At 60.8% G+C, this 23,993-nt stretch carries 32 protein-coding genes; 18 read left to right on the top strand and 14 right to left on the bottom strand.

The genetic code is table 11. The features are described 5' to 3' along the window. From AC1RRE_RS09180 to AC1RRE_RS09125, 12 genes are all read right to left on the bottom strand, one after another. Positions 1–216: a phage head-tail joining protein gene (locus tag AC1RRE_RS09180; protein ID WP_492980823.1), complete on the bottom strand. Its 216-nt coding sequence runs from the start codon at positions 214–216 to the stop codon at positions 1–3. Positions 217–229: 13 nt separating this feature from the next. Beyond that, complete coding sequence (locus AC1RRE_RS09175; protein ID WP_492980822.1) at positions 230–2,260, bottom strand: phage terminase large subunit family protein; 2,031 nt, start codon at positions 2,258–2,260, stop codon at positions 230–232. An 11-nt stretch (positions 2,261–2,271) separates the two neighbouring features. Then, the gene (locus AC1RRE_RS09170; protein WP_492980821.1) at positions 2,272–2,961 is read right to left on the bottom strand and encodes a hypothetical protein; all 690 of its coding nucleotides are present in this window, start codon (positions 2,959–2,961) and stop codon (positions 2,272–2,274) included. Between the two features lie 368 nt (positions 2,962–3,329). Beyond that, a complete protein-coding gene (locus AC1RRE_RS09165; RefSeq protein ID WP_492980820.1) occupies positions 3,330–4,166 on the bottom strand; it encodes a hypothetical protein in 837 nt (278 codons plus the stop codon). Beyond that, the gene (locus tag AC1RRE_RS09160; RefSeq protein WP_492980819.1) at positions 4,163–5,506 is read right to left on the bottom strand and encodes a DnaA N-terminal domain-containing protein; all 1,344 of its coding nucleotides are present in this window, start codon (positions 5,504–5,506) and stop codon (positions 4,163–4,165) included. Before AC1RRE_RS09160 ends, AC1RRE_RS09165 begins: the two co-directional genes overlap by 4 nt. Before the next feature lie 9 nt (positions 5,507–5,515). After that, the gene (locus tag AC1RRE_RS09155) at positions 5,516–5,800 is read right to left on the bottom strand and encodes a hypothetical protein (protein WP_492980818.1); all 285 of its coding nucleotides are present in this window, start codon (positions 5,798–5,800) and stop codon (positions 5,516–5,518) included. Next, positions 5,797–6,069, bottom strand: a complete 273-nt coding sequence (locus AC1RRE_RS09150; protein WP_492980817.1) for a hypothetical protein — start codon at positions 6,067–6,069, stop codon at positions 5,797–5,799. Before AC1RRE_RS09150 ends, AC1RRE_RS09155 begins: the two co-directional genes overlap by 4 nt. 4 nt (positions 6,070–6,073) lie before the next feature. Then, positions 6,074–6,271, bottom strand: coding sequence for a hypothetical protein (locus tag AC1RRE_RS09145; RefSeq protein ID WP_492980816.1), 198 nt, complete (start codon positions 6,269–6,271; stop codon positions 6,074–6,076). A 66-nt stretch (positions 6,272–6,337) separates the two neighbouring features. Further along, positions 6,338–6,574 carry a hypothetical protein gene (locus AC1RRE_RS09140; protein WP_492980815.1) on the bottom strand — a complete coding sequence of 79 codons (237 nt, stop codon included), beginning with the start codon at positions 6,572–6,574 and terminating at the stop codon, positions 6,338–6,340. Then, positions 6,565–7,275: a hypothetical protein gene (locus AC1RRE_RS09135; RefSeq protein ID WP_492980814.1), complete on the bottom strand. Its 711-nt coding sequence runs from the start codon at positions 7,273–7,275 to the stop codon at positions 6,565–6,567. The genes AC1RRE_RS09140 and AC1RRE_RS09135 overlap by 10 nt, the downstream gene beginning before the upstream one ends. Then, entirely contained in the window at positions 7,272–7,607 is a 336-nt protein-coding gene (locus tag AC1RRE_RS09130; RefSeq protein WP_492980813.1) for a hypothetical protein, read from the bottom strand. Before AC1RRE_RS09130 ends, AC1RRE_RS09135 begins: the two co-directional genes overlap by 4 nt. A gap of 190 nt (positions 7,608–7,797) precedes the next feature. Further along, a complete protein-coding gene (locus tag AC1RRE_RS09125) occupies positions 7,798–8,205 on the bottom strand; it encodes a hypothetical protein (RefSeq protein WP_492980812.1) in 408 nt (135 codons plus the stop codon). A 155-nt stretch (positions 8,206–8,360) separates the two neighbouring features. Here AC1RRE_RS09125 and AC1RRE_RS09120 point away from each other — a divergent pair, with 155 nt between their 5' ends. Next, on the top strand, positions 8,361–9,353 hold the full coding sequence (locus AC1RRE_RS09120) for a hypothetical protein (protein WP_492980811.1): 993 nt from the start codon (positions 8,361–8,363) through the stop codon (positions 9,351–9,353). A gap of 182 nt (positions 9,354–9,535) precedes the next feature. Here AC1RRE_RS09120 and AC1RRE_RS09115 read toward each other — a convergent pair whose 3' ends face one another. Both AC1RRE_RS09115 and AC1RRE_RS09110 read right to left on the bottom strand, forming a co-directional pair. Then, positions 9,536–10,336 (bottom strand): hypothetical protein, encoded by an 801-nt coding sequence (locus tag AC1RRE_RS09115; RefSeq protein ID WP_492980810.1) that lies wholly within the window; start codon positions 10,334–10,336, stop codon positions 9,536–9,538. Next, positions 10,333–11,046, bottom strand: coding sequence for a hypothetical protein (locus AC1RRE_RS09110; RefSeq protein ID WP_492980809.1), 714 nt, complete (start codon positions 11,044–11,046; stop codon positions 10,333–10,335). The genes AC1RRE_RS09115 and AC1RRE_RS09110 overlap by 4 nt, the downstream gene beginning before the upstream one ends. 197 nt (positions 11,047–11,243) lie before the next feature. Between AC1RRE_RS09110 and AC1RRE_RS09105 the strand changes: the two genes are divergently transcribed. From AC1RRE_RS09105 to AC1RRE_RS09025, 17 genes are all read left to right on the top strand, one after another. Next, complete coding sequence (locus AC1RRE_RS09105) at positions 11,244–11,750, top strand: invasion associated locus B family protein (RefSeq protein WP_492980808.1); 507 nt, start codon at positions 11,244–11,246, stop codon at positions 11,748–11,750. A gap of 208 nt (positions 11,751–11,958) precedes the next feature. Then, positions 11,959–12,285, top strand: a complete 327-nt coding sequence (locus AC1RRE_RS09100; RefSeq protein ID WP_492980807.1) for a hypothetical protein — start codon at positions 11,959–11,961, stop codon at positions 12,283–12,285. Next, the gene (locus AC1RRE_RS09095) at positions 12,282–12,692 is read left to right on the top strand and encodes a hypothetical protein (protein ID WP_492980806.1); all 411 of its coding nucleotides are present in this window, start codon (positions 12,282–12,284) and stop codon (positions 12,690–12,692) included. Before AC1RRE_RS09100 ends, AC1RRE_RS09095 begins: the two co-directional genes overlap by 4 nt. After that, positions 12,689–12,943, top strand: a complete 255-nt coding sequence (locus tag AC1RRE_RS09090; protein WP_492980805.1) for a hypothetical protein — start codon at positions 12,689–12,691, stop codon at positions 12,941–12,943. Before AC1RRE_RS09095 ends, AC1RRE_RS09090 begins: the two co-directional genes overlap by 4 nt. Further along, entirely contained in the window at positions 12,940–13,353 is a 414-nt protein-coding gene (locus AC1RRE_RS09085; RefSeq protein ID WP_492980804.1) for a hypothetical protein, read from the top strand. Before AC1RRE_RS09090 ends, AC1RRE_RS09085 begins: the two co-directional genes overlap by 4 nt. A 40-nt stretch (positions 13,354–13,393) precedes the next feature. After that, positions 13,394–15,502 (top strand): ParB/RepB/Spo0J family partition protein, encoded by a 2,109-nt coding sequence (locus AC1RRE_RS09080; RefSeq protein ID WP_492980803.1) that lies wholly within the window; start codon positions 13,394–13,396, stop codon positions 15,500–15,502. Continuing rightward, the gene (locus AC1RRE_RS09075; protein WP_492980802.1) at positions 15,499–17,631 is read left to right on the top strand and encodes a DNA cytosine methyltransferase; all 2,133 of its coding nucleotides are present in this window, start codon (positions 15,499–15,501) and stop codon (positions 17,629–17,631) included. Before AC1RRE_RS09080 ends, AC1RRE_RS09075 begins: the two co-directional genes overlap by 4 nt. Continuing rightward, the gene (locus tag AC1RRE_RS09070) at positions 17,625–18,152 is read left to right on the top strand and encodes a hypothetical protein (protein WP_492980801.1); all 528 of its coding nucleotides are present in this window, start codon (positions 17,625–17,627) and stop codon (positions 18,150–18,152) included. Before AC1RRE_RS09075 ends, AC1RRE_RS09070 begins: the two co-directional genes overlap by 7 nt. Further along, positions 18,149–18,817, top strand: coding sequence for a hypothetical protein (locus AC1RRE_RS09065; protein WP_492980800.1), 669 nt, complete (start codon positions 18,149–18,151; stop codon positions 18,815–18,817). The genes AC1RRE_RS09070 and AC1RRE_RS09065 overlap by 4 nt, the downstream gene beginning before the upstream one ends. Position 18,818: 1 nt before the next feature. After that, positions 18,819–19,172 carry a hypothetical protein gene (locus AC1RRE_RS09060; protein WP_492980799.1) on the top strand — a complete coding sequence of 118 codons (354 nt, stop codon included), beginning with the start codon at positions 18,819–18,821 and terminating at the stop codon, positions 19,170–19,172. Continuing rightward, entirely contained in the window at positions 19,169–19,741 is a 573-nt protein-coding gene (locus AC1RRE_RS09055) for a hypothetical protein (RefSeq protein WP_492980798.1), read from the top strand. Before AC1RRE_RS09060 ends, AC1RRE_RS09055 begins: the two co-directional genes overlap by 4 nt. After that, a complete protein-coding gene (locus AC1RRE_RS09050; RefSeq protein ID WP_492980797.1) occupies positions 19,734–20,765 on the top strand; it encodes a DUF5131 family protein in 1,032 nt (343 codons plus the stop codon). Before AC1RRE_RS09055 ends, AC1RRE_RS09050 begins: the two co-directional genes overlap by 8 nt. Then, a complete protein-coding gene (locus tag AC1RRE_RS09045; RefSeq protein ID WP_492980796.1) occupies positions 20,765–21,049 on the top strand; it encodes a hypothetical protein in 285 nt (94 codons plus the stop codon). The genes AC1RRE_RS09050 and AC1RRE_RS09045 overlap by 1 nt, the downstream gene beginning before the upstream one ends. Next, positions 21,049–21,501 carry an ASCH domain-containing protein gene (locus AC1RRE_RS09040; RefSeq protein ID WP_492980795.1) on the top strand — a complete coding sequence of 151 codons (453 nt, stop codon included), beginning with the start codon at positions 21,049–21,051 and terminating at the stop codon, positions 21,499–21,501. Before AC1RRE_RS09045 ends, AC1RRE_RS09040 begins: the two co-directional genes overlap by 1 nt. After that, entirely contained in the window at positions 21,498–22,181 is a 684-nt protein-coding gene (locus AC1RRE_RS09035; RefSeq protein ID WP_492980794.1) for a DUF2312 domain-containing protein, read from the top strand. Before AC1RRE_RS09040 ends, AC1RRE_RS09035 begins: the two co-directional genes overlap by 4 nt. Positions 22,182–22,186: 5 nt before the next feature. After that, positions 22,187–23,146, top strand: coding sequence for an AAA family ATPase (locus AC1RRE_RS09030; protein WP_492980793.1), 960 nt, complete (start codon positions 22,187–22,189; stop codon positions 23,144–23,146). A 186-nt stretch (positions 23,147–23,332) separates the two neighbouring features. Then, a complete protein-coding gene (locus AC1RRE_RS09025; protein WP_492980792.1) occupies positions 23,333–23,812 on the top strand; it encodes a hypothetical protein in 480 nt (159 codons plus the stop codon). Positions 23,813–23,993: the final 181 nt, after the last annotated feature.

Here is a 23,993-nt window from a genome sequence, read left to right as displayed (position 1 = left end):
TCAGACGCCCTTCGTGGGAACTGCAAAGATTGTTCGGCGGGTACGGGCGCCCTGTACCTTCAGGATCCGCTGCTCGATAGTCGCGAGCGCGATTTGAAGGTCTGCGATTGACCGCTTTTCTACAGACTTGCCATCTGCCTGTACCCGCTGATTCGGGTTGCCGATAGCCTTAATGAGTGCGTCGCGTTGGGCTTGCAGCTCGGGAAGTGAAGCCATCGTGACCTCCAGTTCAGGTTCTTAACCGCGTCGGGCGAACGCCGTTCGCTATTCGCCGTGTAGGCTTTGGAGAAGAAACCGAGGCAGAAGACGCATTAAAGCTCACACCCTCGGGGGGGCCAGTCGAAGGCGTAGCCGGTGACGTCGTGGACGAAGGAGCGTCAAACAGATCTTCCAGCTCGCCCTGCTGATTGGGAGCCAGCACTTCGAGTTCGGCTTCAAGCCGATCCCAGGTCTCATCCGAATTGCTACGGAACCCGACACGGATTGCTGCGGCTTCGGCGTAGTTCGCCGTGTCCAAAACCTCGTTGCGGCGCCCCTCGATGACATCCCATTTGAATCCGGCCGATGCATTCTTCTTGTTGCGCGGCACACGTTTTTCGCTGCAGAGCTGCTCGAAGTAGTTGTCGCCCATGCCAACCGGAATACCGAAGTATCCACGGGCCATCGGGTCTTTGACTGTCAGGAACTGATACAGCGCCATTTTCATGGCGCTGGTTCCGACGTTGAAGAACCTGCGGCTGTACTTGGCCGGGGTTCCGTCCTTCTTGCGTTCGCGCTTTACTCTTGCCAGCAAGGGCGCGCCATCTGAGTTGGCTCCGCGTACCATCATGACCTTGCTTTCGGGATGCCGGCGCACCCAGTCGGCCACGTCATCGGTCCAATGATTGCCGTCGATGGCCAGCCGATCTGAAAGTCGCCGTTTACCAAAGCTGTCAGGCCAGGTGCGCTTCAGGAGTTCATCCAGCTCGCGCCGAGTGTCGGCCTCGCTGATATGCCCCTGTATGACACCGTAATCGACCGTCCAGCGTCTGAGATCCCGACCCCAGGCCATCGCATGCCATTCAACGCGGTCGCCCTGACAGTCAACGCCGATAGTGAAGATAAGGCCACCAACCGGAATGACACCGCGCCGATGCTTGACCAGCTGCGCCACAGCCTCTGCCCGGTCGCGGATCTCCTCCCAGGCCGGGGGCGCACCAGCGCCGCGATACGGCAATCCAAGCCAGTCGTTCCAGAAAATCTGTTCGGCGGCTGGATCGCCGACAGCTTCGAGGAATTTCAGGGCAAGACTGGTCCAGCTCACTTGCGGGGCATAAACCAGCCAGATGTGGAAACTGTAATTGCCGTAAAGCGCGGCGCTCGGGTTATGCGCGATCCACTCGGCACCATTCGCCGGATCGATCATCCAGTCGCGATGTTTCTCGCGGATCTCCTCACCGCAGGATTGGCACTTGAAATGCGATGCCGCAGGATCCTCTTCGTCTACAACGAAATGTTCCCATTCCAGCGGCTGTTTGACCCGACAGTGTGGGCAAGGAACGTGATAGTGGTGCTGGGTACCGCGCTGAAAGTTTCGACTGATCTTGCAGCTGTCTTCGATCAGCGGAGTGCTGATCTTGAAAATCTTGCCCCAGGCAAAAGCCATTGTGCGGCTGTCCGCCTGGCTCTCGGGATCGCCTGCAGTATTGACCTCCCATTTCGACAGATCGTCCTGGACCTGCCGTGACATCGACAGCATAGATAGGCCGGCCGCCGAGTTAGCACCTCGAACAGTGATGCTGCCCTGACCGTCGATACGTTCCTGATAGAGTGTTGAATTCGCGCCTTCCCGAGACGGGTTGTCGGGGAAGAGGCTGTTCAGGGCTGGCGTCTGGCGGATCATCGCCCGCCATTTGGTCTGCACCCAGCTGCGAGCGTTGACCTCGGACGGGTGAACGTAAAGGAAAGGCCCAGGATCGAGCGAAAGGCTGCCGCCTAGAAAAATCTGCGCCAGCACGGTGCCGCCAACCTGCGCAGACTTGCGCATCGACACCACGCGCGCCGGATGCTCCGGCCCCAGGACCTCAAGGACGTAATTGAAGAACGGGAACTTGCGCCGGTCATAGAAGCCAGGAAACGGGCTTTCAGAACCGAACTCGATGTTGCTTTCAGCCCAGGCCAGCAGATCGACAGGCGGCGGCGGTTCCAGGACATCGGCCATCACGTCCAGAGCGATCCGCTCCGGGTTCGCCAGGAATGCCGGATCGTGGACCGCGCCCATGTCGCCGCCTCTCAAGTCTCTGGTGGCGTCTCCTCTACAGGAGGCTCGGCATCGTCTGCCGCCGCTTCAAGCTCAGGATCGGCCGCTAGCGCCGGAGTGTCGCGGGCTTCGTTCCGCGCCTTCTCCGCCTGATCCTTGCGCCACTCGCGCCATACCCTTTTCAACGCCACCGTCATCAGGCGCTCGTCCGCGAAGCCGATCTGCTCGCACAGCGCCTTTGCCCAGTCTGGAATGCCGTTATCGACCGAAGAGACGAACGCGCCGAGCCGACGACGGAAGGTAAGCTGGGCCTGCTCGGAGATTGTGTACTTGCCCAGCTCCTCCGCCATCTCGCGGCGTTTCTGCTCGGCCGTCATTTCTGCCGTGTCGGCGCGCGCCGCGACCAGGCGGCGCTGATCCGAGTTCAAGACTTGCGCCAGCAGATCCTGCTGCGGGCTTGCAGTTGCTGGTGACGCTGCACTCGACGGCGGTTCGGCGCTTGCGGTCATCCGGCCGCCCTGAGCGATCACCTGATCCGGATCGAGAGCGCCGCCCAGCTGCACATTGGCGATGCTCGCAATGATCATCGCCTTGCGGCCCTCGCCGACAAGGGCGGGGCCGTGGATCTGGCCGGCAGCGATGTACTGCGAGATGCGGCCAGGCGAAACCTTGCGCATCATGGCGAACTGCGACTTGGAAACTGGCTGCTCGGAGGTCTGCATCGCTCGCATGCCTCAAGTCGCTAAACAGGTTCTTTAGGCTCAAGTTTAGGCTCTCAAATCACCTAAACCCATGGAAGATCACGCGCCCTTGCCGCCTGCATACCTTAAACTCTGGGGAAGGACCCATTCACGGACCTTCATCATTGGTCGTTAAGGTCCATGAATGCCGGCATTAACGGACGATTGAAGTCCGGATCATCGGCATTCTGATGTGTAGGGCGGCGCTCTATGAGCCTACGGTCTTGCCGTTCCCATCGGGTGCTGGGAGCCTTGCGAGCTGTACCAGACCGCCCTCTCAGGTATGCCGGGAAATGAGAAGCGCCCGCTCGGTTTCCCGGCGGGCGCACGAATCAACTGTTGGAACTATGTCAAGGGTACCCCTCAGTGTCAACGGGACGCGCCGACACTGAATACTGTCGAGACAGCAGCGCGCGCGACAGCAGCTCCTCGCAAAGCCAGGGCGAGAACGAGGGAACTACCTCGCTGACCTCATGGTGGGTCATGCATGCAGCATGACGACGCATGGTCTTTGCCAGTGCATCCAGAGTTTCAGCCCACATCCGATACTGCCGGCGCGCCATCACCACGGCTTCATGGTGATCGACAGGCCGCACCCGCACCACGTCAACCCAGCACAGCAACGGATCACCACGACGGTTCTGCTGGCGGGCCTGATCGATGGCCACCACTTCATGCGGCTTCAGCTGCACCTGCTTGGGTCGCAGATGCGTCAGCGCGTCGTATGACCGGAAGCGCTCGACCACACCGGCCGGCTCATCGGCGCCAGCCTGCCACTGATCGGGCACATAGCGATACCGAGCATCCGGCCGCCAGTCCGGCTGCTGCCCGGCCTTGGCGCACCGGATCACCAGGCCAACAGCCTCTTCATCCGGCATGGCCGTCAGGGTATCGAACACGGCTTCGGCATCTGGGTGCACGTCACCCGTGGTCCGCGTCACCCGCGCCGAGGTATCGACAAAGCAGCCGAGCGAACCGAACTGCTCAGTCCGGTAACAGCCATCGGTACTGACGCGCTCGAAGGGCCGGCCCATCGCTGCCGATTCAATCTCGAACAGCGCCGTGTTGCCGCGTGCGTACATGTCCGCCTTCTGATCACGGATGGCCCATTCAAGCAGGGCCTGGATGCTCAACACCCGCTTACCAACCAGCTTCCTATGATCATAACTCAGCGCAATCGCGTTCATGCCGCCCCCCTCGCCTTGTGGCCCATCGCCTCGATGCGCCAACGCTTCTTTCCGTAAACGTGATCCAGTACGGCCGGGTACTCACGATGCACCCAGTCGCGCACGAAACTGTTGGGTGCCTTCAGCACCGTGACGCCTTCAACCACGCCGGCCTGCTCCAGTTGCCCGATCCAGGAATTCAGCGTGGCGATATGCGGCAACGCTTCCAGCAGTGCCCGCGCATGGGCCTGCATGCTGGGCCGCAGCATCAGGCTACCGCCATTCTGCTGGGTCATCAGCGGCAGGCTCAGCTGCTCGGTGATGGCAGCGCCCATCGAGAACCGGAATACCCAGATGGTGTTCGGTGCCGACTTCAATGTCCGCATCTGCAGCTTGATGGTCCGCTTCAGCGTGGCTTCGCTCGCACCGACCGAGAACCAGTCGGCGATGATGCCGAGCTGCACGCTGCGATCCTTGGTCGGCTCAGCCGCTCCAGCGAACGCCGTTCGCCTAGCCGAAAGCCAGAACTCGTAGACGCGGGCACAGGCCGCTTCCAGCTCGGCACCAGCCAATGGCGCATGCTCACCCTGCCGAGCAGCCTTTCCATCCGCCTCACCAGCCCGTCCATCCTCGCGCGCGTCACTCGCGCCCGCGTGAGTCCCACGGGTGGTGGTGGTGGATAAGGATGTTTCCACTTGGTGAGATGGTAGAGAATCTTCTACTGCGCACGCGCCCGCGTGAGGCGGAGCGCCGCTTGGGGGGGACGCCGAGGGGACCGGGGGGGACAAAACGGCAGCCTCCTCGCGCGCGCCTACGCGAGAGCCGGAAAAACCGCCATTTTCCATCGCTGGCGCGTCCAAGAAGGGGGACAATTGGGGGGATTTGAGGGGGGACGGCTGATCGTCGAAGCGAACGAACCGGCCATCCGCATCGAGATAGCCCTCCTCGCCCTTGTCGCGCGCCCGCTTGCGCCGCTTCTTGACCATGTCGCGCACCGCGCGCCGATCCTTCGGGGTCAACAGCACAGGCATTTCGGCTGGCGCAAGCGCCACCGCAGCAGCATCGACACGGCTATGATCGCCGAGCGCCTGGCAAAGGCCGATATGCGCCCATATGACCATACCGCTGGAATGTCGCACCCGACGCCAGCCGGCCATCACGGAGGGCTTCACACGCCTCCAGGCAGGCAACTGGACGCCAAAGCCGGCAGCATCGCAGAGGATAGCCTCGTCATCGGGAAGCCCGCCTCGCCACGGGGATTGCGGATCGGCAGCATGCGCCAGAAGCAGCGCGAGCGCGCCGATCCCCCGATGATCGAGGCCATCGTACCAGGCCAGATTGATGCAATCGAACTCGGTCAAGCTACAGCCTCACAAACCAACAGGATCCACCGGCCCCCGCACATACCCCATGCGCTGAAGCATGCGGCAGACTAAGTTCCAGATATGGAGATCGTGACGCGGCCAGCCCTCGATGCGAGAGGTCTTGCTCACCTGGCGCCGATCAAGCGACGCGGAATCCCGGCCGACCAATGTCCGGCCGTCGTAATTGCCGTGGCTCTCGGTGCCGCGCCCGTCATTGCAGATTTCCATCCGCGCCAGTTCGGTGACGGAGCCATTGATCGCTGAAACCAGTTCGACCCGAACCCTGATCATGCCGCCACCTTCAGGCCGAGATGGGCCAAGGCGGCATCACGCCCGAGAATGGCGCGCAGCTTGGCATACGGCCGGCGCAGATCCTGAGGGATTGGATGGGGGTGGCGTGCCTTGGTGGCTCGCGCGCGGAAGCCTGGATCGGCCCACAGCGCCTTGGTGGCGTCAGAGAGCTGCTGACGATAAAGAGGATCGGCGGCACGCTGCCGCGCCGCCGCCGTCATCTTTGCGCGCGTTGACGCGCTCCTCTTCTTCCCCTTGGGCCAGCCCATCGTGTCAGCTCCGTTTGACCCGTATGCCGCCGCCCGTGGTGCTGACGGCGACACCCGTCACCAGCCCCTCTTCCTTGCGGCTGCAATAATTGCAAAGGCGATGGTCCTTGCCAGAACTGACAAAGACCATGGGACAACACATACACTTGAGGTCGCGCGGGCCATTCGGCCACAGGTTCTTGGACGTGCTGCCGAGCAGCATGCCGCTATCGGCGGTGGCCGAAGCGCGGCGCCGACGTTGACCCAGGTTGATCCCGCTCGGCATCGATCAGACGCAGGTCAGATGCGGCATGCACTGACGGATCAGGCGCGCCTGCCGAAGATTCTCCTGCTTGGCTGCCCGCCGCGACGCGCTATCGACTAGCACCACGCTATCGATCATCGAACCCAGCAGCATCGCGGCCTTCTCTGGATAGCGCTCGATCAGAAGCCGGCCACGCTCAGCCTGGCTCATGGCGGCCGCAGTCATTGCCGCGCCGCTGTTCTGGGTTGCTGTCACGACCATGCCTCGGCCTCCTCGTTGCCGTCGAAATCGTCCATAGGTGTTTCACGTGAAACATCTTGCGCGGCGGCCAGCAGATCGCTGTCCCGCCACTCGGCTGGTATGACGCGCAGCTCGCGCGGCGATAGCGCAAACACCGAGCCGGGGTTCTTCTTGCGGTCGATGGCGCGCACGGGAACGGTCAGGCCGAGGTCTAGGACAGGCGCAGCGCCCTTTTGTCCGACCTTGCGTTCGCCGGTTACCGGCCGGTATTTCAGCCGGCGCGCTTCCGCCGTCACGAAACAGGGCTGACCATGCAGGCAATGGCCCGGCAGTAGGACCGCCACGGTGATGCCCACGGGATAGCCTTCAAGCTGCGGCAGATCCAGCCAGACCATCCCGATGCGAGGGTTCACGCGCTTGGCGTTCTTAGGATGGATGCCCTTCTCGACCATCACGGGCCAGCCGCGCTTGCGAAGCATCTGGAAGAAGGACCGCACCTGCTCGGCGGCATGCGCCGGCCGTTCATCGCCCCACAGCATGTCCGGCAGATCGCGGATCGAGAGCGGCTTGCCACGTCGCAGCAAGGTCAGGCAGCGGCCGAGAGCGGAGGCCGGATCCCCGGCCCATTTCGCCTGCATGGACTTCGGAGCGAGCCTTTCGGGCTGCTCCATGAAATAGCCAGGCGCATTGGTTTCAACCGGAATGGCATCTGCGCGGTTCATTGGAACTTAGCCTCTGAACGCAGTTTCGCCTGCTCGGCCTTGGCCGCCTCAAGCTGTTGTTTCTGGTGCGCTGCTGTATCGGCCTCCAGGCGCAGTTTGACTGCGAAGAGATCGGCCTCTTCCTTGCTGCCGCGCCACTCGATCCGGTACTGGTGTGCCGAGAAACGGGCGAACATCACCAGCTTGCATGTCACCAAGCCCTTGCCGGGCAAAGAGGCCATCTCGGCGAGGCGGTCGGCGTTCTGGACTGCAACGACCGGCCCCATCTCATAGACACTGCCAGACCACTGGATGCGGACATTGCCGCGTTGCGTCTCGACCAGTTCCATCATCTCGGCCTCACGGGTTCGTAAGGCCGCCCGCCATCATCTGACCAGCGGGTATGCTCAGCCACTCTGAAGTCCTGCTCGACGGAAACATGAGCAATACACAACACAGCGGCCAGACCAGTCAGAAACGCTTCAAGGCCGAACGCATGCACGTCAGCCTCAAGTTTTATATCGATACCCCCCACCGCCATGATCAGGCCGCCTCGACCTTACGCATCAGCATCACGCGCAGGGATGCCGTGCGCGCCAGCGCCTGATCCACTTCCTCCAGGGCACGCCGAGCCTCGGGACCGGACAGACCTTCCGGCAGCGACGTCAAGATGGAGGCGACGGCCTCGACATGCTCGCGGGCGGCATCCGCCGTCAGCTCGGGAATGTCGCCATCGGACTGCGGCAGAGGCAGCACCAGGCAATGGCTGAGATGCGCCAGATCCTCAGCAAAGGCCGTGGCGCCGGCCGCCGACAGCGCCCTCACCTGCTCCATGCTGATCTGCTTATCGGGCCGTTGGGGATCGGCCAGCTCATAGGTGGCCGTCTTGCCGAGCTGGAGCGCCGCCTTGGACCGTTCTATGCCTAGCTGATCGAAAGCAGCTGAGACCACGGCCTCCTGGGTACCATACGCCCGAGGCTTGTAAGGCCGGAACCGGGGCGCGGAATTGGCGGCCACCATTCCATTTGTGCCACCGGCCCGCGTCATGCGATCACGATTCCGGGTCACGACGCCCCCCCATTTGCATCATGAGGAACCAAAGCACCATGACGGGCAGCCTGCGATTCGACGGCCGGACCGGCGGAAACCCCAAGGTCGGTACAGGCGCGAGCCACGGATTGGCGTGTACGCTTCCGGGGACGCAGGATTTCCCCGTTTTTCAAGCGTATCCAAGTCGTCTGCTGGATATCGGCACGCCGGCAAAGCTCAGCGACACTGATGCCCTTTGTCTTGAGTTCGGCCTCGATAGCCGTGCAGTTGATGCTCGGGTCCATGTGCAGGACCATATGCATTTTAACCAGAAAATGCAAATGCAGAGTGAGCGGGTGCAATGCACATCCCAACCTCCGACAATCTTGACAAGGAAAACAACCGAACCGGGGGATCAGACGGCTATGCCGCCTCGCTTACTGGATCAGCAGCGCGCCTATATCAAGGAAGCCTGCAGCAAGCTCAAGGTCGATTACACTGGGCTGGCTCGAAAGGCCGGCGTGACAGCGACTACGCTGACGCGGCCAATGAATCAGGCCGAATGGAAGTTTGAAATTTCTAAGCGCACTTTGTCCAAGATCGCAGAAGTCGCGCACATGCCGCTTTTCGATCTGTGGAGTGCATCCAAATACGGCTCAGTTAGGGACAAGTCCGGTGTGCGCCTGACTGTGGAAGTCGATGCCGAAGGCCGGCATGTGTTCATATTGCCTGCGAACGCACCCTATGCGGCAGACGTCCAGGCCCTACTTCAACTCTTCTCTGTTTTGCCTGGGGATGCGCGAGCGCAGCTTATTGAATCGCTGCGTCATCCTGACCAGATGACCGCCACCGGATCCGCCGCGGCTTCCGAAGATTTGATAATGGAAATGGCCGAACACACGGTCGACGCCACGCTCGAAAAGCGCGGGGTCAAAGTGTCCAAACATGAGCGCACTCGATTGGTACTCGAAACCGTCGAACATGTTCTTCAATCCCAGCGCCAATCAATCGCCACCGAACGGCCCGTAAAGCCTGGAAAGCCCGCCAGACGCGCGGTCAGACAGGTCTGACTGCCGCTCGCCATCCAAGTATGCGTCAACGCGGCGTTCAGCAACTTGCTTAACTAGTTTCTGCAGCATGATGAGTTGTAGGGAAACCACGTTCTCCCCAGCTCCTCGATTTTGGCCGCGAGGGTTGACCTGCATTTTGCGGCCACGACCATCCACACCCGACATTCAGCCCGTCTCCCAACTCAATTGGCCCCAAACCGCTCAGCCACACTGAAGAGTGGCGGCGTCTCTACCAGCGATCTCGACCCATCCCCATAGGCTGACATCGCGGTAATCCTGCGCAAATACCGACGCGGCACTGCGAAGAGATATTGGCCTGGATCGAAACGACCACCGCCCTCATCAATCCACACGCCTCTTTCGGCACCAGCAAAACCATAGGCTTTCTCCAGGAAAGCTCGGTGTACACGAGGCGTGATACGCGCCGTCAAGTATGTCCAGCGCCAATGCGCCAGCGCCAAGCCATGCGCCAGGCGCGCCAACCGCCATGTCGTCTCTTGCCCATGAGGCTGCTCGACATGCAGCGCGCAGGAATAGACGAGCGAGACATCGGCGATGGTTTCCGCCATCGGCGCCACCACTTTACAGAACTCGTTTCTTGGCGCTTCATGAACATAATCGCCGTAGAAAAAGCGGCGGCTTTCCATCGCGTCTTTCAAGGTCCCGTCCAGCCAGTGCAAACGCTGAACAGCTGTCCCTTCGACCTTCCCACCTCGCGTAAGCAATACAGCGATCGTTCTGTCCGGCCTGCTGTCTTCCGGCCAGAATTTGGGATTAGCATTGCGAGTCAGTCGGGTCTCGCCATCCTTTTCACGCCAGCGGGAAAAGATTTCGTAGATCCAGTCGAGGTCGCAGGTGACCTTCACTTCAAAGCCATCTGCCTGCAGACCCTCAACGAGCAATTCAAGATTATCAAGAAGCGCTGGAGCCTCGGCCGGGTTCACTTCTGGTGCCCGGTCAATCCAGTGATGTATGGCAGTCATGCGATCTTCAGTCCCGGAGCCACTTGCCTGTTAAACGGCAGCGTTATGACCAGACCATCACGACCCGGCAGCGCCATTCTTTCGTAATGGATCTGCCCCCCATCCAGGGCATACAGAGTAGGCCCCGCTAAAGCCTCAATAAGATGGACGCCAATCAACTCGGCATACCGTTGATCCTTGCGGTCCGTGATGGGCTTGCCCTCAACGCTCTTGTCCACCGGCAGAGCAGGGCCAACAAATACTGAATAAAAGACCCCGTCGATTCTCTGCAGGATCGTTGCCTCGTTCAGCAAGCCGAGGCCAGCTGCTGTCTCCAAGGGCGAAAACCCGGCCCGGTACTCTGCGAGCAGCCTTCCCCGCAGCTTATCGGTGATGCCGTCGAGGCTCATCCGTTCCGCCCGCCAGGGCCCCCTAGGCTGTCCCACCTCTCCCACAACCTCATTGTAGAGACCCGGCGCGCCCGCACGCGCCAGTTCGGCATCCATCCGGACGAGGATACCCAGACTGAATACACCCTGCTTACGCATGGCCTTGAGCGTCTGGGTATGTCGATCAATCAGCGTAGCCAGAACGGCCGGCGTCAGATTTGTGATCTGCTCCAGACGTTTAGCCAAAGCACCATCAAGACGCTCCGCAAAGATGGCGTTCAATGCCTGTTCATCTGAGGGCAAGCCCGCACTCTCGCCTAGGTATTTTTCGACGTTCACCACGTCCCTCTCCGCGTGTCGAGCATTTCCACCTTTGCGTGAAAATTTCCGTCATATTTCCTGAAGCGAGTCAATCCGCAAGTTGTATAGGCGGAAATTATCCTGTGGATTTCCGCTTTCACGAGTAAGCCTCAAAGGCCATGATATGTCCTAGATGGACTCGAAGTTGCATGCGAACGGCGTTCGCCAAGTGCGGATACATGATGTTTAAACGCCTGAAATTACTAGCCGCGATTTCAACAGCCTCATGCATAGGTTTGTTTCATCCAAGCCACAGCGCATACGCGAGTAGTCGCAACGCCAACCAGCAGTTCGACGAATGGAAATTGGCCTGCAATGAAGACCGCATGACAGATGCCATCCAATGTGGCGCCTTGGCCAAGTTGAAATCGACCGAAACCCAGATGGAGATCGGTACACTTGCCCTGCTTCCCATGTCCGGAGGCCATTGGCGAATGGTTGTCTCCACCGGCCAGAGGCTCCATCGTCTTGAACTTCGCGTCGACAAGACTCCCGCAATCACCCTTCCGGACGGAAGTTGCAATGGATCCATCTGCACCATGGATCTGGCAGAGAAGTCACAATTGCTGCAGCGCATGCGGGCCGGCGAGACGCTGCAGATAAGGCTCAACGGACTGACCGATACCTGGCTGCGGCTTTCCGGCCTGACCGAAGCGGCTACCGCGGCCAGAAAATCCCAGAAATAAGCAAAAAAAATAATCGGTTTATAGGTCATTAAAGACCCTCCAGGCTGGCGAACGCCGTTCGCCGACCCTGATGGAAAATGCGATATCCCGATAAGCTCATTTGCATTGCATGTGCATTTTTATCCGATCATGTGCATTTTAATCTCGACAATGCATATGCAATGCATATGATGCGCGACACCGCCCCATTAGAGGGCTTGGAGTCGCCATGTCGAAGTCAACACGCCAATTCCGGCCATTCATGCCGGGACCGCAGCGCACCCCTCCCGATCTGCAGGAGCGGCTGCGGTATTACGAGCGTGTAAAGGGCCGCCAGCTTCAGCTGCTGGTGCAGTCAGGCCTAAGGCTCCACCGCAAAGGCATTCCCCTCTCCTTCCAGACAATCACTGAGGCCGAACCCAGCCTCAGCCACAGCGACCTTTTGCCCACCAGGCTGATCGAAGCCGCGAACGCCGTTCGCCAGAACAACCCCGCCCTCGCTGCAGAACTTGATCGTATGGCCGGCACCCCGGCCATTGAGGAGGTGAAGTCATGATTGAGCAAAGTCTCTGGCCCAAGCTGGACGTCTATGCGCTCACCCATCGGTTTATCGATGCATCGGAATACGACTTCCAGTCCACCTGGAAGAACTGGACGCACACGATTGACCGTCTCGATATCGCGCGCGTCTTGATTCAGGGCGACTTCTATCCCGTTCCCTACAGCGAGCTGTATTTCGCTTGGCGCAAGGACCTTCCTGACGGCCGCTCCATCGAGATTACCTCGGGTGCCGATTACCACCATGCAGACCGATGGGCTTGGCGCGTTCATCTGAACGACAAATCCAACACTCCGATCTTCGCCGGCTCCAGAAACATGACCCTCACCGAAGCCATCCGCTTCGCTGATCTGGTCGAGGCCGACGCGATGCCCCCATTCGCAGGCTTGGAGATCGCTGCATGAACCGCCAGCGCAACCCCAAAGCGGCCACATTCACCGCGCCTGATCCGATGTATATCCCGGTGATGTGCAAGCTGGGCTATTCGCTCAGCATCTTCCACGACCGGCTGAACGCCCGGCGCTTCGTCTCCGAGGGCAATCCCTACGAACCCGATGTGGAATACGGCGAGGCCCTCGCTCAAGCCTGCGTCGCTGACGCTGACTATCAGCTGACCGACATCCAGTTCGACATGCCGAAATGGGTGAAGCCATGAGCGGCGGCCAGATCCTTCCCTTCCCTACTGATCGCATGGGCACCTCGCCGATGGGCGAAGACATTGCCCGCGCCTATGGACGCATAGCCGATGGCGAGGCTCCAGCGCCCATTGAGCTGATTGAGACCTGCGTCGCCACAGATCTTGAGAACTGGCGACTGCTGGGCCTGGAGCGCGACCGCCTGACGGCAGAGCTTTTCCCCAGCCTGCTGGATCCACAGCCCTTGGCATTAGGTGCGAAATTCATCTGGAGCGAACCTGCACCTGCTCTGGGAACCGACAACATCGGTCATGTCGAAGTGATCTGCCTATTCGGCCGTCAGGCCCTTGTACGTGATGCCGGCAGTGCAAGACCACCTTACTGGCGGGTGACTGACGATCTCACCCCACAGCCTCCGAAAAGCCCCTAACCGATCAACCACTGAGCCCGTCAAGGAGCGCCCCATCGCCATGTCGAAAGCCGCTGCCCAGAAGAAAACCCGCGCCAAGCCGGCCACGAAGAAAGCCGAAGCGAAGGTCGCGCCGTCCAAGAAATTCACCCAGGACTGGTTAGCCGCCAATCCCTCAATCAGCGTTCGCGAACTGTGCCGCCGCGCAGGCATCGGCGAGAAGACCGTACAGATGGGCCTGTCGGCCGAGCAGATCGGCCGCGACTTTTCCCCCGAGATCCTCGGCAAGCTCGCACCCGTGATGGGCACCGCCCGTTCGGCGATGCTTGGCGAGATCCCGCCTGCCGTAGCCCCCGGTCTTGCAGCGGCCGGCTCCTCCCAGGCCACGGCAGGCGGGTCATCTGGCGGTATCAACTGGCTTCGCCACGATCAGGTGACGCCCGACCCGGATCAGCCCCGCAAGCAGTTCGATAAGGAGGACCTCGAAAGCCTAGCCGCCAGCCTGCGCGTCGACGGCATTCTCTCCCCTGCAACTGTGCGCCCCGATCCCAAGCGCAAAGGGAAGTTCATCATCATCTTCGGTGAACGCCGTCATCGGGCTCTCGGCATTAACATCAAAAGCCGCCATACGCCCGCCGAAGCGCCTGCATATCCCGCCATCGTCAAGGAAGTCGACGCCGCGACAGCCCTGCGCATGCAGATGGCCGAAAACCTTGAACGGGCCAGCATGCATCCGCTGGAGGAAGGCGAAGGTTTCAAACGGATGCGGGATCGTGATGGCGTGCCCACCGCAGAAATTGCCGACACCTTTGGCAAGACCATGCGCTGGGTCCAGATCCGCATCCAGTATGCCGAGCGGCTTTCCAAGAATGCCAAGCTGAAATTCCTGCGTGGCGAGATGACGGCGACGGCCGCGCGAGAACTGGTCCGGGCACCCGCAGCCCTGCAGGACACCGTTCTCAAGGCCATCGTGCTGGAATCCGGTGAAATGGAAGTGCGAGAGCTGCTGCGCTCCGGCGCCATGCCGATCACCAGCGCCATGTTCAAACTGGAAAGCTATACCGGCGAATACCTGACCGAGGACGACGGCACCAAGACGCATTTCGCCGATGGCCCGCTCGCCCGCAGCCTGCAAAAGGTAGCGATCCGCAAGCGCCTGAAGGAACTCGATGGTGATGGCATCTCGAAAGGCCAGGGCTGGAAATTCGTTACCGAACAGGAATGGCATTTCCAGCCGGAAATGCATGGCTATGAACGGAGTGACGATAAGACCCGAGCCGGTGTGTTTTACGCCATCGACAACGAGACCCTGGCCTACAAGGAGATGCCGGGTTGGGCAAAGCCTCTCACGGTGAGTCAGGTCCTGGGCAATCAGCCCGGCAACAAGCCGAAGCCGACACTTCGTCAGGACTCACCCACGGAATGCGGGGGCAATGCCCTGGCTACCGGCAAGACCATGATGGACGTCTTGCAGGACAGCCTTGAGGCTGCCGCCCAGGTACGTACCGATGCCCTCCAACTGGCATGCGCAAACGACCTGCTCCCGAACGGTGCCGTGCTAGCCATGGCCACAGCCTGCTACGGTTTCTTCGATGCCACCCAGGGCCGGACCCTTCGCCTGCGGCCGGAACATGGTCGGGACCTGAATTTCCGCCTCGACGCCAAGGTCCGCGAAATCGTGCAGCCTGCCATTTTCGGCCGCCTGCTCGACAGCGATCAGCTCAGCGTCCAGCCGGGCTGCGAAGTCGAGTTTCTGCGCTGGCTTCTTGAACAGAGCGAGCTGGAAATTCCAGGCAAGTTGACTGATCGGTTGGAGTATCTCTTTCAGGTACTGATGGCCAGCACCATCGGTGATTTCAGTCGCGGCAGCCCTACGCTTGGTGCGACGCCTATGCAGATCTTCATTGCCGAGGCGGTCGGTGCGCGCGACCTGCTGCACTTCAACCTCGCTGACTATCTCAAGAGCCGCACCCGCAGCTTCCTGCTGCGTATCGCAGAACAGGCCTGCCCGGAGTTCGACGCCACCGCAGTGCCCGAGAAAATCTCAGACCTGCGGGACTGGATCGTCGTGAATGCCAATCGCCACTGGCTGCCGCCGGAGATTGACTTCCTCACAGCCGAGGAAGTCCACACGGCCCTTAGCGCAGCAAAGACGGAGGTCGCAGAGTGAAGCTGCGCCCGACCGATACCGTTGCCGAGGCGCTGAAACAGGCGCTGGCCTGGACGCCAGAATCCATCCAGATCGGTGATACCATCCCGCCGCTCGATCTCGATGACGACGAATGGATCGTTGTCGATTTCGCGGGCGGCGGTGGCAGCAGCGAGGGACTGAAACAGGCCCTCGGCCGCGAACCGGACGTAGCCCGCAACCACGATCCGGTGGCGCTGGCGATGCACGCCGCCAACCACCCCAACACAATCCACATCAAGGGCGATATTTGGGAAAGCCGCCCCAAGGTTCTGGCCAAGAAAGCCGATGGCAGCTGGCGGCGCATTGGCGCGGTCTGGCTGTCGCCCGACTGCACCGACTTCTCGGCCGCCAAGGGCGGCATGCCGCGCCGCAAGCATATCCGGGGTCTCGCATGGGAGGGCATGCGCTGGGCCGCCCTGCCCAAGCCAGCGAAGCCGCGCGTCATCATCCTTGAGAACGTCAAGGAATTCGCCCAATGGGGGCCGCTCAAGCTGCGGATGGGCAAGTCCGGTGAAATGGAATGGCACCCAGACCCCGACCGCCGAGGCCAGACCCATCGCGCCTTCGTGAAGGCATGGCGCGGTCACGGCTTCCACGTCGAATGGCGCGTCATCCGCATCAGCGGTCTGGGCGGGCGAACCATCCGCGAGCGTCTAGTGATGATCGGCCGCAGCGACGGACTGCCGATCCGCTGGCCAGTGATGACGCATGCCGCGCCGACCAAGCCCGAAGTGCGCGCCGGCAAGGCCAAGCCCTGGCTGCCGGTCGCCGATTGCCTCGACTGGAGCATCCCCTGCCCCTCTATCTTCTTAACCCGTGAGCAGGCCCGCAAGCTGGGCTGCATCCGCCCGCTCGCCAACGCCACCCAATTGCGGATCGCGCGCGGCATCGACCGCTTTGTGCTGCGCAGCGCCGAACCTTTCCTGATCAGCATCACCCACACCAAGGACTCCAAGCGCGCACCGCGCAGCATCATGGAGCCGGGACCGACGAACACCACGGCCAAGCGCGGTGAGACGGCGCTGATCACGCCCACGCTGGTGGCCTATTACGGCGAAGGCCAGGGTGGAAAGAACCGGGGCGCATCCATAGACGAGCCCTTGCGCACGCAACCCACCGAAAACCGTCACGCTCTCCTTACGCCAACTTTGATCCATCTGACACACCAGGGCGGCGACCGGGCCTACTCGGTGGAAGAACCTATTGCCACGACAACCGCCGCCCACCGTGGCGAGACTGCTCTGGTCAGCGGCCACTTGCTGAAAATTCGGGGCAACTCTCCGGGCCATGACCTGAACGACCCTATGCCGGTCAATACTGCCGGACCGGCCGAGAATCCGGCCGGCGCAGCGCACGGCCTAGGCCTGTCGGCCGTCTACCTCGCGCAGCACAATGCCGGCTGGAACGAGAATCCGGGTCATGCCGCCACCGCTCCCCTCAGCACGGTCTCGCAGAAGGGTGCGCAGCAAAAGCTGGTCGCCGCCCATCTGTCGCTGCTGCGCGGCACAGCCAAGGACGGCATGGATCTGCGCCAGCCAGGCCCGACCAATACGGCCGATGGCCACCATGAAGCAATCGCCGCCTGTTTCCTGACCAAGTATCACCGCGATGGCGGCCAATTGCAGCCGGCCACCGATCCGTTGCATACAGTGCCGACCAACGACAGCTTCGGCGCCACCCACGCTGAACTCGGCCGCGAGACCATGCTGACCGACGACGAACGCTACGCCGCCTGGTGGGTGGCGCGCTGGTTTGAGGATCAGATTCCGCCGGCCGAAACCCATCTGCTGCCCTGCGTGCCTGCGCCGCGCCGCGCCATGCTCACGGTCCGCGTCGGCGCCGATCTCTACGCTATCGTGGATATCGGCATGCGAATGCTGCAGGCCCGTGAACTGTTCCGCGCCAACAATTTCCCGGAGCACTACAAGATCGACCTGCTGGTCCCCAAGACGGTCGGGCGCAAGAACAAGCGCGTGGTGATGAAACCCATCACCAAGGATGAACAGAACCGCCTCTGCGGCAACTGCGTGCCGCCCATTCTCGCCAAGGCGGTCGGCCGCCTGCAATTCACCAAGCAGGATATTCTCGAAAGGGTTTACGCATGCTAGCCACAGATAATCCAACACGCATTGAGCTGGAGATACGGAAGATCGGCAAACCCGCTCTTGAAGCATACGCCCGCCGTGAGATCCTCGTTAACGGTGAGGTGATCGCAACCTGGGCACAGTACAGGTCCCAGAAGTCAATGCGGTTGCTTCTACTGAATGACAAACCAGCAACAGTACCCAGTACCCGAGACGGCTGGCCGAGCCATTACTACGCAGAGACCAATGACGCTTCCATGCTTTCAGAAGCCTCAAAGGCTTACTTGGCTGGCGCGATACCCACTCGGGATCAACAACTTAACGAAACCCGAGAGGAAGAAAGGAAAGAGGCCGCCACTATTGCGGCACGTGAAGCTGACAACAGACTTCGCGCTGCGGCAGGAGACTTGCTGAAGGCGGTTAAGCAACAGCACGCAGCCATACTGGAAGCTGTGCGATATAGCGCTATGGGTCGAAACTACAATTTCGAGCCCTGCATAAAGGCCTGCGAGGCTGCAATAGCAAAGGCCGAGGTCCAATCATGATCGGCCCGGTCGATATCGCCCACGTCCAGGACTTCCTGTTCGGCGGTCTGGAACGCGGCGCGCTGCACCTGCGATGGTTCGCCCACCTCGGCTGCGCCCAGCTGACCGTCAGCCCCCAGCACCGCCTCCAGATCTGGTCGCCGGTGCTGCCGCCGGCCGTCGAGACCTTCGGCTGCCGGCGTAGCCTGCGCTTCGGCCAGTTCTGCCGGGTCCTGCAGGGCCGCCTGGTGGTGCATGAGTTCGCCGAGACCATGCGCTGCGGCGCTGCATGGGGGCTGTTCTCGCCGGCACAGGAAGTCGACGGCGAGCCAATGCCCGGCCCTGGTGTCGAACGCCAGGACGAAATCGACTACCGCGTGGAGATCCTGCGCATCCGCAAGCTCTGCTCGCCGTCAGCCTATGCGATGGAGGCGCACACACTGCATGAGCTGCGCCCAGACGAACCGCTGACCATCACCCTGGTGGAACGCCAGCGGGAAGAACGCGGCAGCATCCATTTCCTCGCGCCGCAGGATGCAGACCCGCTATCTGGCTGGCCGCCCGAGGAACCGATGCAGGGCACGATGGCGAACGCCGTTCGCGATGCCCTTGCACGCCTCGATGGCCTCGCCTGGCAGAGTCTGACTGCCGCAATCACCCCATCCCGACTGAAACTGGAGGCCTGACATGACCGCCGCCACGATCTCCAAGATCCCCGCAATGCAGGCGATGGAACGGCTGTTCGATAAGACATCAGACCGAGCTGTGGTTCTGCGAGACATGCAGATTTCCCTCCCGCCCGGAACCCGGGAGATCGCCGGCAAGACGCTTGATGATGTTCTGGAGGAGCTGGACCGGCACGGCGCCACCGAACTCGAAAGCACGAACAGCTGGGAGCCCGGCAAGTTCAAATGCCAGTGCAGCATCACCGTCCAGTCATCCCGCGTCTGGGCAACCGGCTTTGGGTCCAGCCGACTGGAAGCCGCCGCCAATTGCCTGATCAAAGTCGTCAACTTCAAATCCCTGGAGAATGCCTCGTGAGAGAGTTCCTAGAGCAGATCCTCATCGGCCTGCAGACGACGCAAGAGGTCCCGATCTGGCTGACCCTGATCTATGCAGGCGTGACAGGCCTGTTGTTTTTCGTGTGCCTTCCGGTCACCGAGCGCGTCACCCGCAATCTGGAGCGTGAATCGTGGAAAATGTGGATGGGCGATATCCGCATGCTCATTCATATGGGATTCGTTGACGAGGTAGTGGCGAAATTGCGGGAAGCCAACGTCCAGCCTTCAAAACGCCGGCCGACGCCCGCCTTTGAATGGAATTACAACATGGCGGCCTGCCCGAAGGACGGCCGATGGCTGCAGCTGCTTGTGCGCGGCTGCGAGAACCCGCTCGATGATGCAGAGATTTCCCGCACGGTCGGCTTCAACCAAAAGGGTGACATCGGCGAAGACAATTGGTTGCTCGCCGGTTGGAACTGGGAGCAGGACTGCTTCACAGACGGTCATGTCGAGGATCCTCACCCAGGCGAAGGCGTAGAAGTCATCGCATGGGCGCCCATGGCGCAACTGCCGAACCCCGCTTTAGTCGAGCAGGTATTCCATGGGTAAGTCTCCCATCGAATGGACCGACCTTACGGTCAATCCCATCCGCGCGCGAAACCTACTGACAGGCAAGGTCGGCTGGCATTGCGAGCATGTGAATGCAGATTGCATCAACTGCTTTGCCGAAGGTTTCAACCTGCGCCTCGGCACAGGCCTGCCATTCAAGCCGGGCCACCGCAAGGACGTGGAAATCTTTTTGGACCGGGAGATGCTGCGCAAAGCGCTCAAGGCTTGCGCCAGCCAACAACGGCGCATGTTCATTACCTCAATGACGGACGCCAGCGCGCCTTGGGTAACAGCTCAAATGCTGGATGACATCATTGCCTTCTCAGGCCTCGCGGCGGCCAGGCGAAGGGCACAGGTCCAGATCCTGACCAAGCGTCCCGCCATTCTCGCCGAATACCTGCTGGGTGATCCCATTTTGTTGCGCAGAAAGCACCAGGAATGCGCTGAGCAGCTCACCGGGCATTTCAACCCTCAATTCAGTATGCGCCCACCGCCCTACCCCGGCGTATGGCTTGGCTTCTCAGCCGGCAGCCAGAGCCACTTTGATTCTATGTGGGCGGAAATGAAGGCGCTTGCACAGGCCGGCTGGAACATATTCGTGTCCATCGAACCGATGCACGAGCCGATCATTCTGCCGCCCGATTTTCTTTCCCTTGGGAAGCGTGCATGGGTGATCGTTGGCGGCGAAAGCAAAGGCCGCCCGAATAGTAAACCCCGCCCTACGCACCCAGCTTGGGTACGCAGCCTGCAACGCCAATGCGCCAACGTGGGCGTGCTGTTCTTCTTCAAGCAGTGGGGCCACTGGCAGCCGGGTTACGACCGCCAACGAGACGATCCCGACTGGCGCTTTTGTGACACGGTTGAACGAGAAACACCCAATGGCCAGTGGATGAACGACACTGGAGGCCAAGGCTTCCATGGGAACCATGTCGTCCGCATGACGCCTGTCGGCAAGAAGGCTGCCGGCGCGCTGTTGGACGGACGCCTCTATCAGCAGCTGCCACCGTTTCACGAGGCGGCATAATGGGCACCCGTCAATTCATCATGCGCGCCGGCAGTCAGATCGAGCCCTGCCCGAAGTGCGGCAACATCACCGAGTTCACAGCCCGAGCCGAACAGATGGCTGAAGACTCCTGCGACGTCTGGGTGATCTGCAAATGCGGTTTCGATCCCACCGCTGGCGCCACCATGTCGCGGCTTGAGGATGTCTGGGGTTCCCTTGATGCCGAAACGATCGGCTGCGCGGTGACCATCTGGAACGAGCTGATCCAGGCCGCGAATGCCATCAACGATCAAAGGCAGAGTTGATGGTTGCCTATTCCTATAACAAGCAATTCGTGCCGCATGTCCTGTCGGGTAGAAAGACCCACACGCTGCGAACCCAACGCAAGCGTCATGCCCGGCCTGGCGAAGAGATCCAGCATTTCCATGGGCCACGCATGAGGCCCGTTAAGATCGGCACTTCGATCTGTGTTGCCGTGTATCCGGTCAGGATATTTTTGTTCACCGACACCATCTTGATCGACATCACAAGCACCAACAAACAGCCGACCTTCAGGGTTGTCGACAAGCAACGCGGGCTTATGCGTTTCGCTTTTTCGGACGGCTTCGAGAACTGGCTCGAAATGAAAAAGTACCTCGCCCAAGACTTCCAGCCCGACGCCACCCTTGAGCGGGTGATGATCTGCTGGGACTTCAAGACCTTCAAACCGGCAGACCCGGTACACGCCACAACCAACCTAGAGGGGACCCAACCATGACGGCGCTTGGTAAAAACACGATCAGCGGCAAGGAGCTGCAGTCCTACATCGACCGCATCGAGAATGTGCGGAAGCAGAAAAAGTCGCTCGGCAACGACGAGACCGCCATCTTCGCAGAAGCCAAGGCCAAGGGCTTCAGCCCCGAGCGGATCCGCGAGGTTCTGCAGCGCCGCAAGATGAAGCCGCACGACCTCCAGGACGCAGAAGCTATGCTGCAGGTCTACATGCACGCCATCGGCATGGGTAAGGAGCCGCCGTTCTTCCGCTTCTTCGCCAATGCCGGCCAGGATGCACTGGCGCAGGAAACCATGGTCACCCTTCTGGGCCAGATCGCCCCCCCCCACGGGCAGGGAGACATCGTCCTGAACCTCGGCGGAAAGCAGGTCAAGATCAGCCGCAACAAGGACGGCGCCGTGGTCATCGAGGACGTCGAGGCCTTCGTCCCGCAGCAGCTCCAGCAAGCCGGCAAGAAGCCATCGGCAGCCAAGGCTCCTCTGCCGCCCGAGATCGCCGCGCTGACAAAACTCGGCGCCGAGGATCTTGGCCGGGACTACGCACGGGACAACCGACCGGTGACGGACAACCCCTTCCCCTATGGCGATGATCGCCGGCCGCATTTCGATATCGGGTGGCGACAGGAGGCCGGTTCTGACGGCTTCGGCCAGGATGAGGAGGACTGATCGCCATGGCGCGCCGGTCGGGCATGAATGAGGAACGGTATGGAGAGGTGCTGCAGCCGACAGAGTCGCAGGCACCGATCCTTGCCCGGCCAGTGCGTGATGCGTTGATGGAATGGAATCAGGAGATCCATTGCAAGGATGAGCTGCAAGCTGTGGGGTTGCTGCCGCGCAGCCGGGCGCTGTTCGTCGGCCCGCCAGGCGTCGGCAAGACGACGCTGGCCCATCGCATGGCGGCCCTGCTCGGCCTCCCCATGCTGGCGGTACGGCCGGAGCGAATTTCCAGCAAGTACATGGGCGAGACGGCGCAGAATATTGGCGCGTTATTCGATCACGTCAGCGACCCAGGCAATCCCATGCTGCTGTTCCTAGACGAGTTCGACAGCTTCGGATTCAAGCGCACGGCGGCCAGTTCTGCCGCCGCACAGGACAACAATCAATCGGTCAACACCTTGCTGCAGAGCATCGACCGGCACGAAGGCTTCATCATCGCCGCGACCAACCACGGCAACCAACTCGACCCAGCCATTTGGCGTCGGTTCCAAGTCCATATCGAACTTGATAATCCCGGCCAGCAAGAACGCCGGCTGATCCTGAACCGCTATCTGGCTCCATTCGCCCTTCCTCGACCAGCACTAGAAGAGTTGGCAACCAGCCTTGAGACGGCATCGCCCGCCCTGATCCGGCAATTCTGCGAAGGCCTGAAGCGGAATATCGTGATCGGCCCCAAGCTGAACTGGGTCATGCAGCGCGAGGCCGTCATCGAACGCATACTGGCCTCGGTTCTACCGCATGCGGATGCCGGCAAGCCGCGTCTTTGGAATAAGGGATCCAAGGACGAGGCCGTGCGCATGCTGCCGTGGCCGCTGCCCAGAGCCGAGGAAATCACCAAGGACCAGACGGCAGAGGAAAGCACGGTAGAGGCCGAGGCCGCCGTGGTGCCGTTCCCAAAAAGGCCGGCGCCATGATCATCCAGTCCACGCCGATGATCTGTAAGCCCTGCGATCATGCATTCACAGCCGAACTAGTCATGAATGCACCGACAGACGTCGCTGTCGCCAGCATGATGGCCGTGCGGTGCCCGAAATGCGGCAAAGGGCCGAAGGGAATTCTGATCGGGGCTAAGACGGTGAATGCCGTTAAGGAGGCGAAGAATGCCCTTTGATCCTACGGTTCAAGATGTTGAGCTGGCCCGCCGAATCTTTGAGCGTCTTGGGTTTGCAGTCACTGACAGCACTGGTTATCGCGTCTTATGGGCGGCGGAAGAAATTACAAAAGAACTTGATCGCCGCCGAGCAATGCAACGGTCTGCTATTGAAGATCTGGAAGCGCAGCTAAAAGGTCAACTGAACGGCCAGCACAGTCACATCTTCATTAGCTTCAATGACTTCGCTTGTAACTACTGTACCGCTCAGGAAGCAGCTGATAACGGCATGCTAAGCGATGATCAGCATGATTGGGTAAGCCCTGAAGAAAGGCAACTGGCTCTAGAGAGCAACAGCATTTGGCGACTTCAATGGTATCCAGACACCCCAGTCGGGTTCTGCGCACTTCAAGCTTCAAGCCTTAAGGTGCTGGTTGACGCCCTAAAGGCGAACGCCGTTCGCCGAAGCGGCAACGAGGGTCAGAACTGATCGTGACTATCCGCCGCCGGAGACAGCGACAGGGCATCCTGACCGCCTCCCAGGTGGCGGAGATGCATGAGCATTCCGTGACGTGGTTTTATGAACATCGTTTGGAACTGGAAGCGGCTGGGCATCCCCGTCGTGATAGCCTTCTGGGCGGCTGGCACCGGTCTGCCGTAAGGGATTGGCT

The organism is Ferrovibrio sp. GW821-FHT12D07 (assembly GCF_058807275.1).
Note: the sequence above shows the minus strand (reverse complement) of the source record. Positions and strands in the feature narration are given on the sequence as shown.

Bases quoted from the DNA above. Each gene is read 5' to 3' on its own strand.
- AC1RRE_RS09145 (WP_492980816.1), bottom strand. From the start codon at position 6,271: ATGCTGCTCGGCAGCACGTCCAAGAACCTGTGGCCGAATGGCCCGCGC.
- AC1RRE_RS09170 (WP_492980821.1), bottom strand. From the start codon at position 2,961: ATGCAGACCTCCGAGCAGCCAGTTTCCAAGTCGCAGTTCGCCATGATG.
- AC1RRE_RS09105 (WP_492980808.1), top strand. From the start codon at position 11,244: ATGATGTTTAAACGCCTGAAATTACTAGCCGCGATTTCAACAGCCTCA.
- AC1RRE_RS09180 (WP_492980823.1), bottom strand. From the start codon at position 216: ATGGCTTCACTTCCCGAGCTGCAAGCCCAACGCGACGCACTCATTAAG.
- AC1RRE_RS09070 (WP_492980801.1), top strand. From the start codon at position 17,625: ATGCTAGCCACAGATAATCCAACACGCATTGAGCTGGAGATACGGAAG.
- AC1RRE_RS09115 (WP_492980810.1), bottom strand. From the start codon at position 10,336: ATGACTGCCATACATCACTGGATTGACCGGGCACCAGAAGTGAACCCG.
- AC1RRE_RS09035 (WP_492980794.1), top strand. From the start codon at position 21,498: ATGACGGCGCTTGGTAAAAACACGATCAGCGGCAAGGAGCTGCAGTCC.
- AC1RRE_RS09155 (WP_492980818.1), bottom strand. From the start codon at position 5,800: ATGATCAGGGTTCGGGTCGAACTGGTTTCAGCGATCAATGGCTCCGTC.
- AC1RRE_RS09135 (WP_492980814.1), bottom strand. From the start codon at position 7,275: ATGAACCGCGCAGATGCCATTCCGGTTGAAACCAATGCGCCTGGCTAT.
- AC1RRE_RS09050 (WP_492980797.1), top strand. From the start codon at position 19,734: ATGGGTAAGTCTCCCATCGAATGGACCGACCTTACGGTCAATCCCATC.
- AC1RRE_RS09095 (WP_492980806.1), top strand. From the start codon at position 12,282: ATGATTGAGCAAAGTCTCTGGCCCAAGCTGGACGTCTATGCGCTCACC.
- AC1RRE_RS09120 (WP_492980811.1), top strand. From the start codon at position 8,361: ATGACGGGCAGCCTGCGATTCGACGGCCGGACCGGCGGAAACCCCAAG.
- AC1RRE_RS09030 (WP_492980793.1), top strand. From the start codon at position 22,187: ATGGCGCGCCGGTCGGGCATGAATGAGGAACGGTATGGAGAGGTGCTG.
- AC1RRE_RS09085 (WP_492980804.1), top strand. From the start codon at position 12,940: ATGAGCGGCGGCCAGATCCTTCCCTTCCCTACTGATCGCATGGGCACC.
- AC1RRE_RS09040 (WP_492980795.1), top strand. From the start codon at position 21,049: ATGGTTGCCTATTCCTATAACAAGCAATTCGTGCCGCATGTCCTGTCG.
- AC1RRE_RS09080 (WP_492980803.1), top strand. From the start codon at position 13,394: ATGTCGAAAGCCGCTGCCCAGAAGAAAACCCGCGCCAAGCCGGCCACG.
- AC1RRE_RS09130 (WP_492980813.1), bottom strand. From the start codon at position 7,607: ATGATGGAACTGGTCGAGACGCAACGCGGCAATGTCCGCATCCAGTGG.
- AC1RRE_RS09165 (WP_492980820.1), bottom strand. From the start codon at position 4,166: ATGAACGCGATTGCGCTGAGTTATGATCATAGGAAGCTGGTTGGTAAG.
- AC1RRE_RS09140 (WP_492980815.1), bottom strand. From the start codon at position 6,574: ATGGTCGTGACAGCAACCCAGAACAGCGGCGCGGCAATGACTGCGGCC.
- AC1RRE_RS09150 (WP_492980817.1), bottom strand. From the start codon at position 6,069: ATGGGCTGGCCCAAGGGGAAGAAGAGGAGCGCGTCAACGCGCGCAAAG.
- AC1RRE_RS09065 (WP_492980800.1), top strand. From the start codon at position 18,149: ATGATCGGCCCGGTCGATATCGCCCACGTCCAGGACTTCCTGTTCGGC.
- AC1RRE_RS09100 (WP_492980807.1), top strand. From the start codon at position 11,959: ATGTCGAAGTCAACACGCCAATTCCGGCCATTCATGCCGGGACCGCAG.
- AC1RRE_RS09045 (WP_492980796.1), top strand. From the start codon at position 20,765: ATGGGCACCCGTCAATTCATCATGCGCGCCGGCAGTCAGATCGAGCCC.
- AC1RRE_RS09090 (WP_492980805.1), top strand. From the start codon at position 12,689: ATGAACCGCCAGCGCAACCCCAAAGCGGCCACATTCACCGCGCCTGAT.
- AC1RRE_RS09025 (WP_492980792.1), top strand. From the start codon at position 23,333: ATGCCCTTTGATCCTACGGTTCAAGATGTTGAGCTGGCCCGCCGAATC.
- AC1RRE_RS09175 (WP_492980822.1), bottom strand. From the start codon at position 2,260: ATGGGCGCGGTCCACGATCCGGCATTCCTGGCGAACCCGGAGCGGATC.
- AC1RRE_RS09060 (WP_492980799.1), top strand. From the start codon at position 18,819: ATGACCGCCGCCACGATCTCCAAGATCCCCGCAATGCAGGCGATGGAA.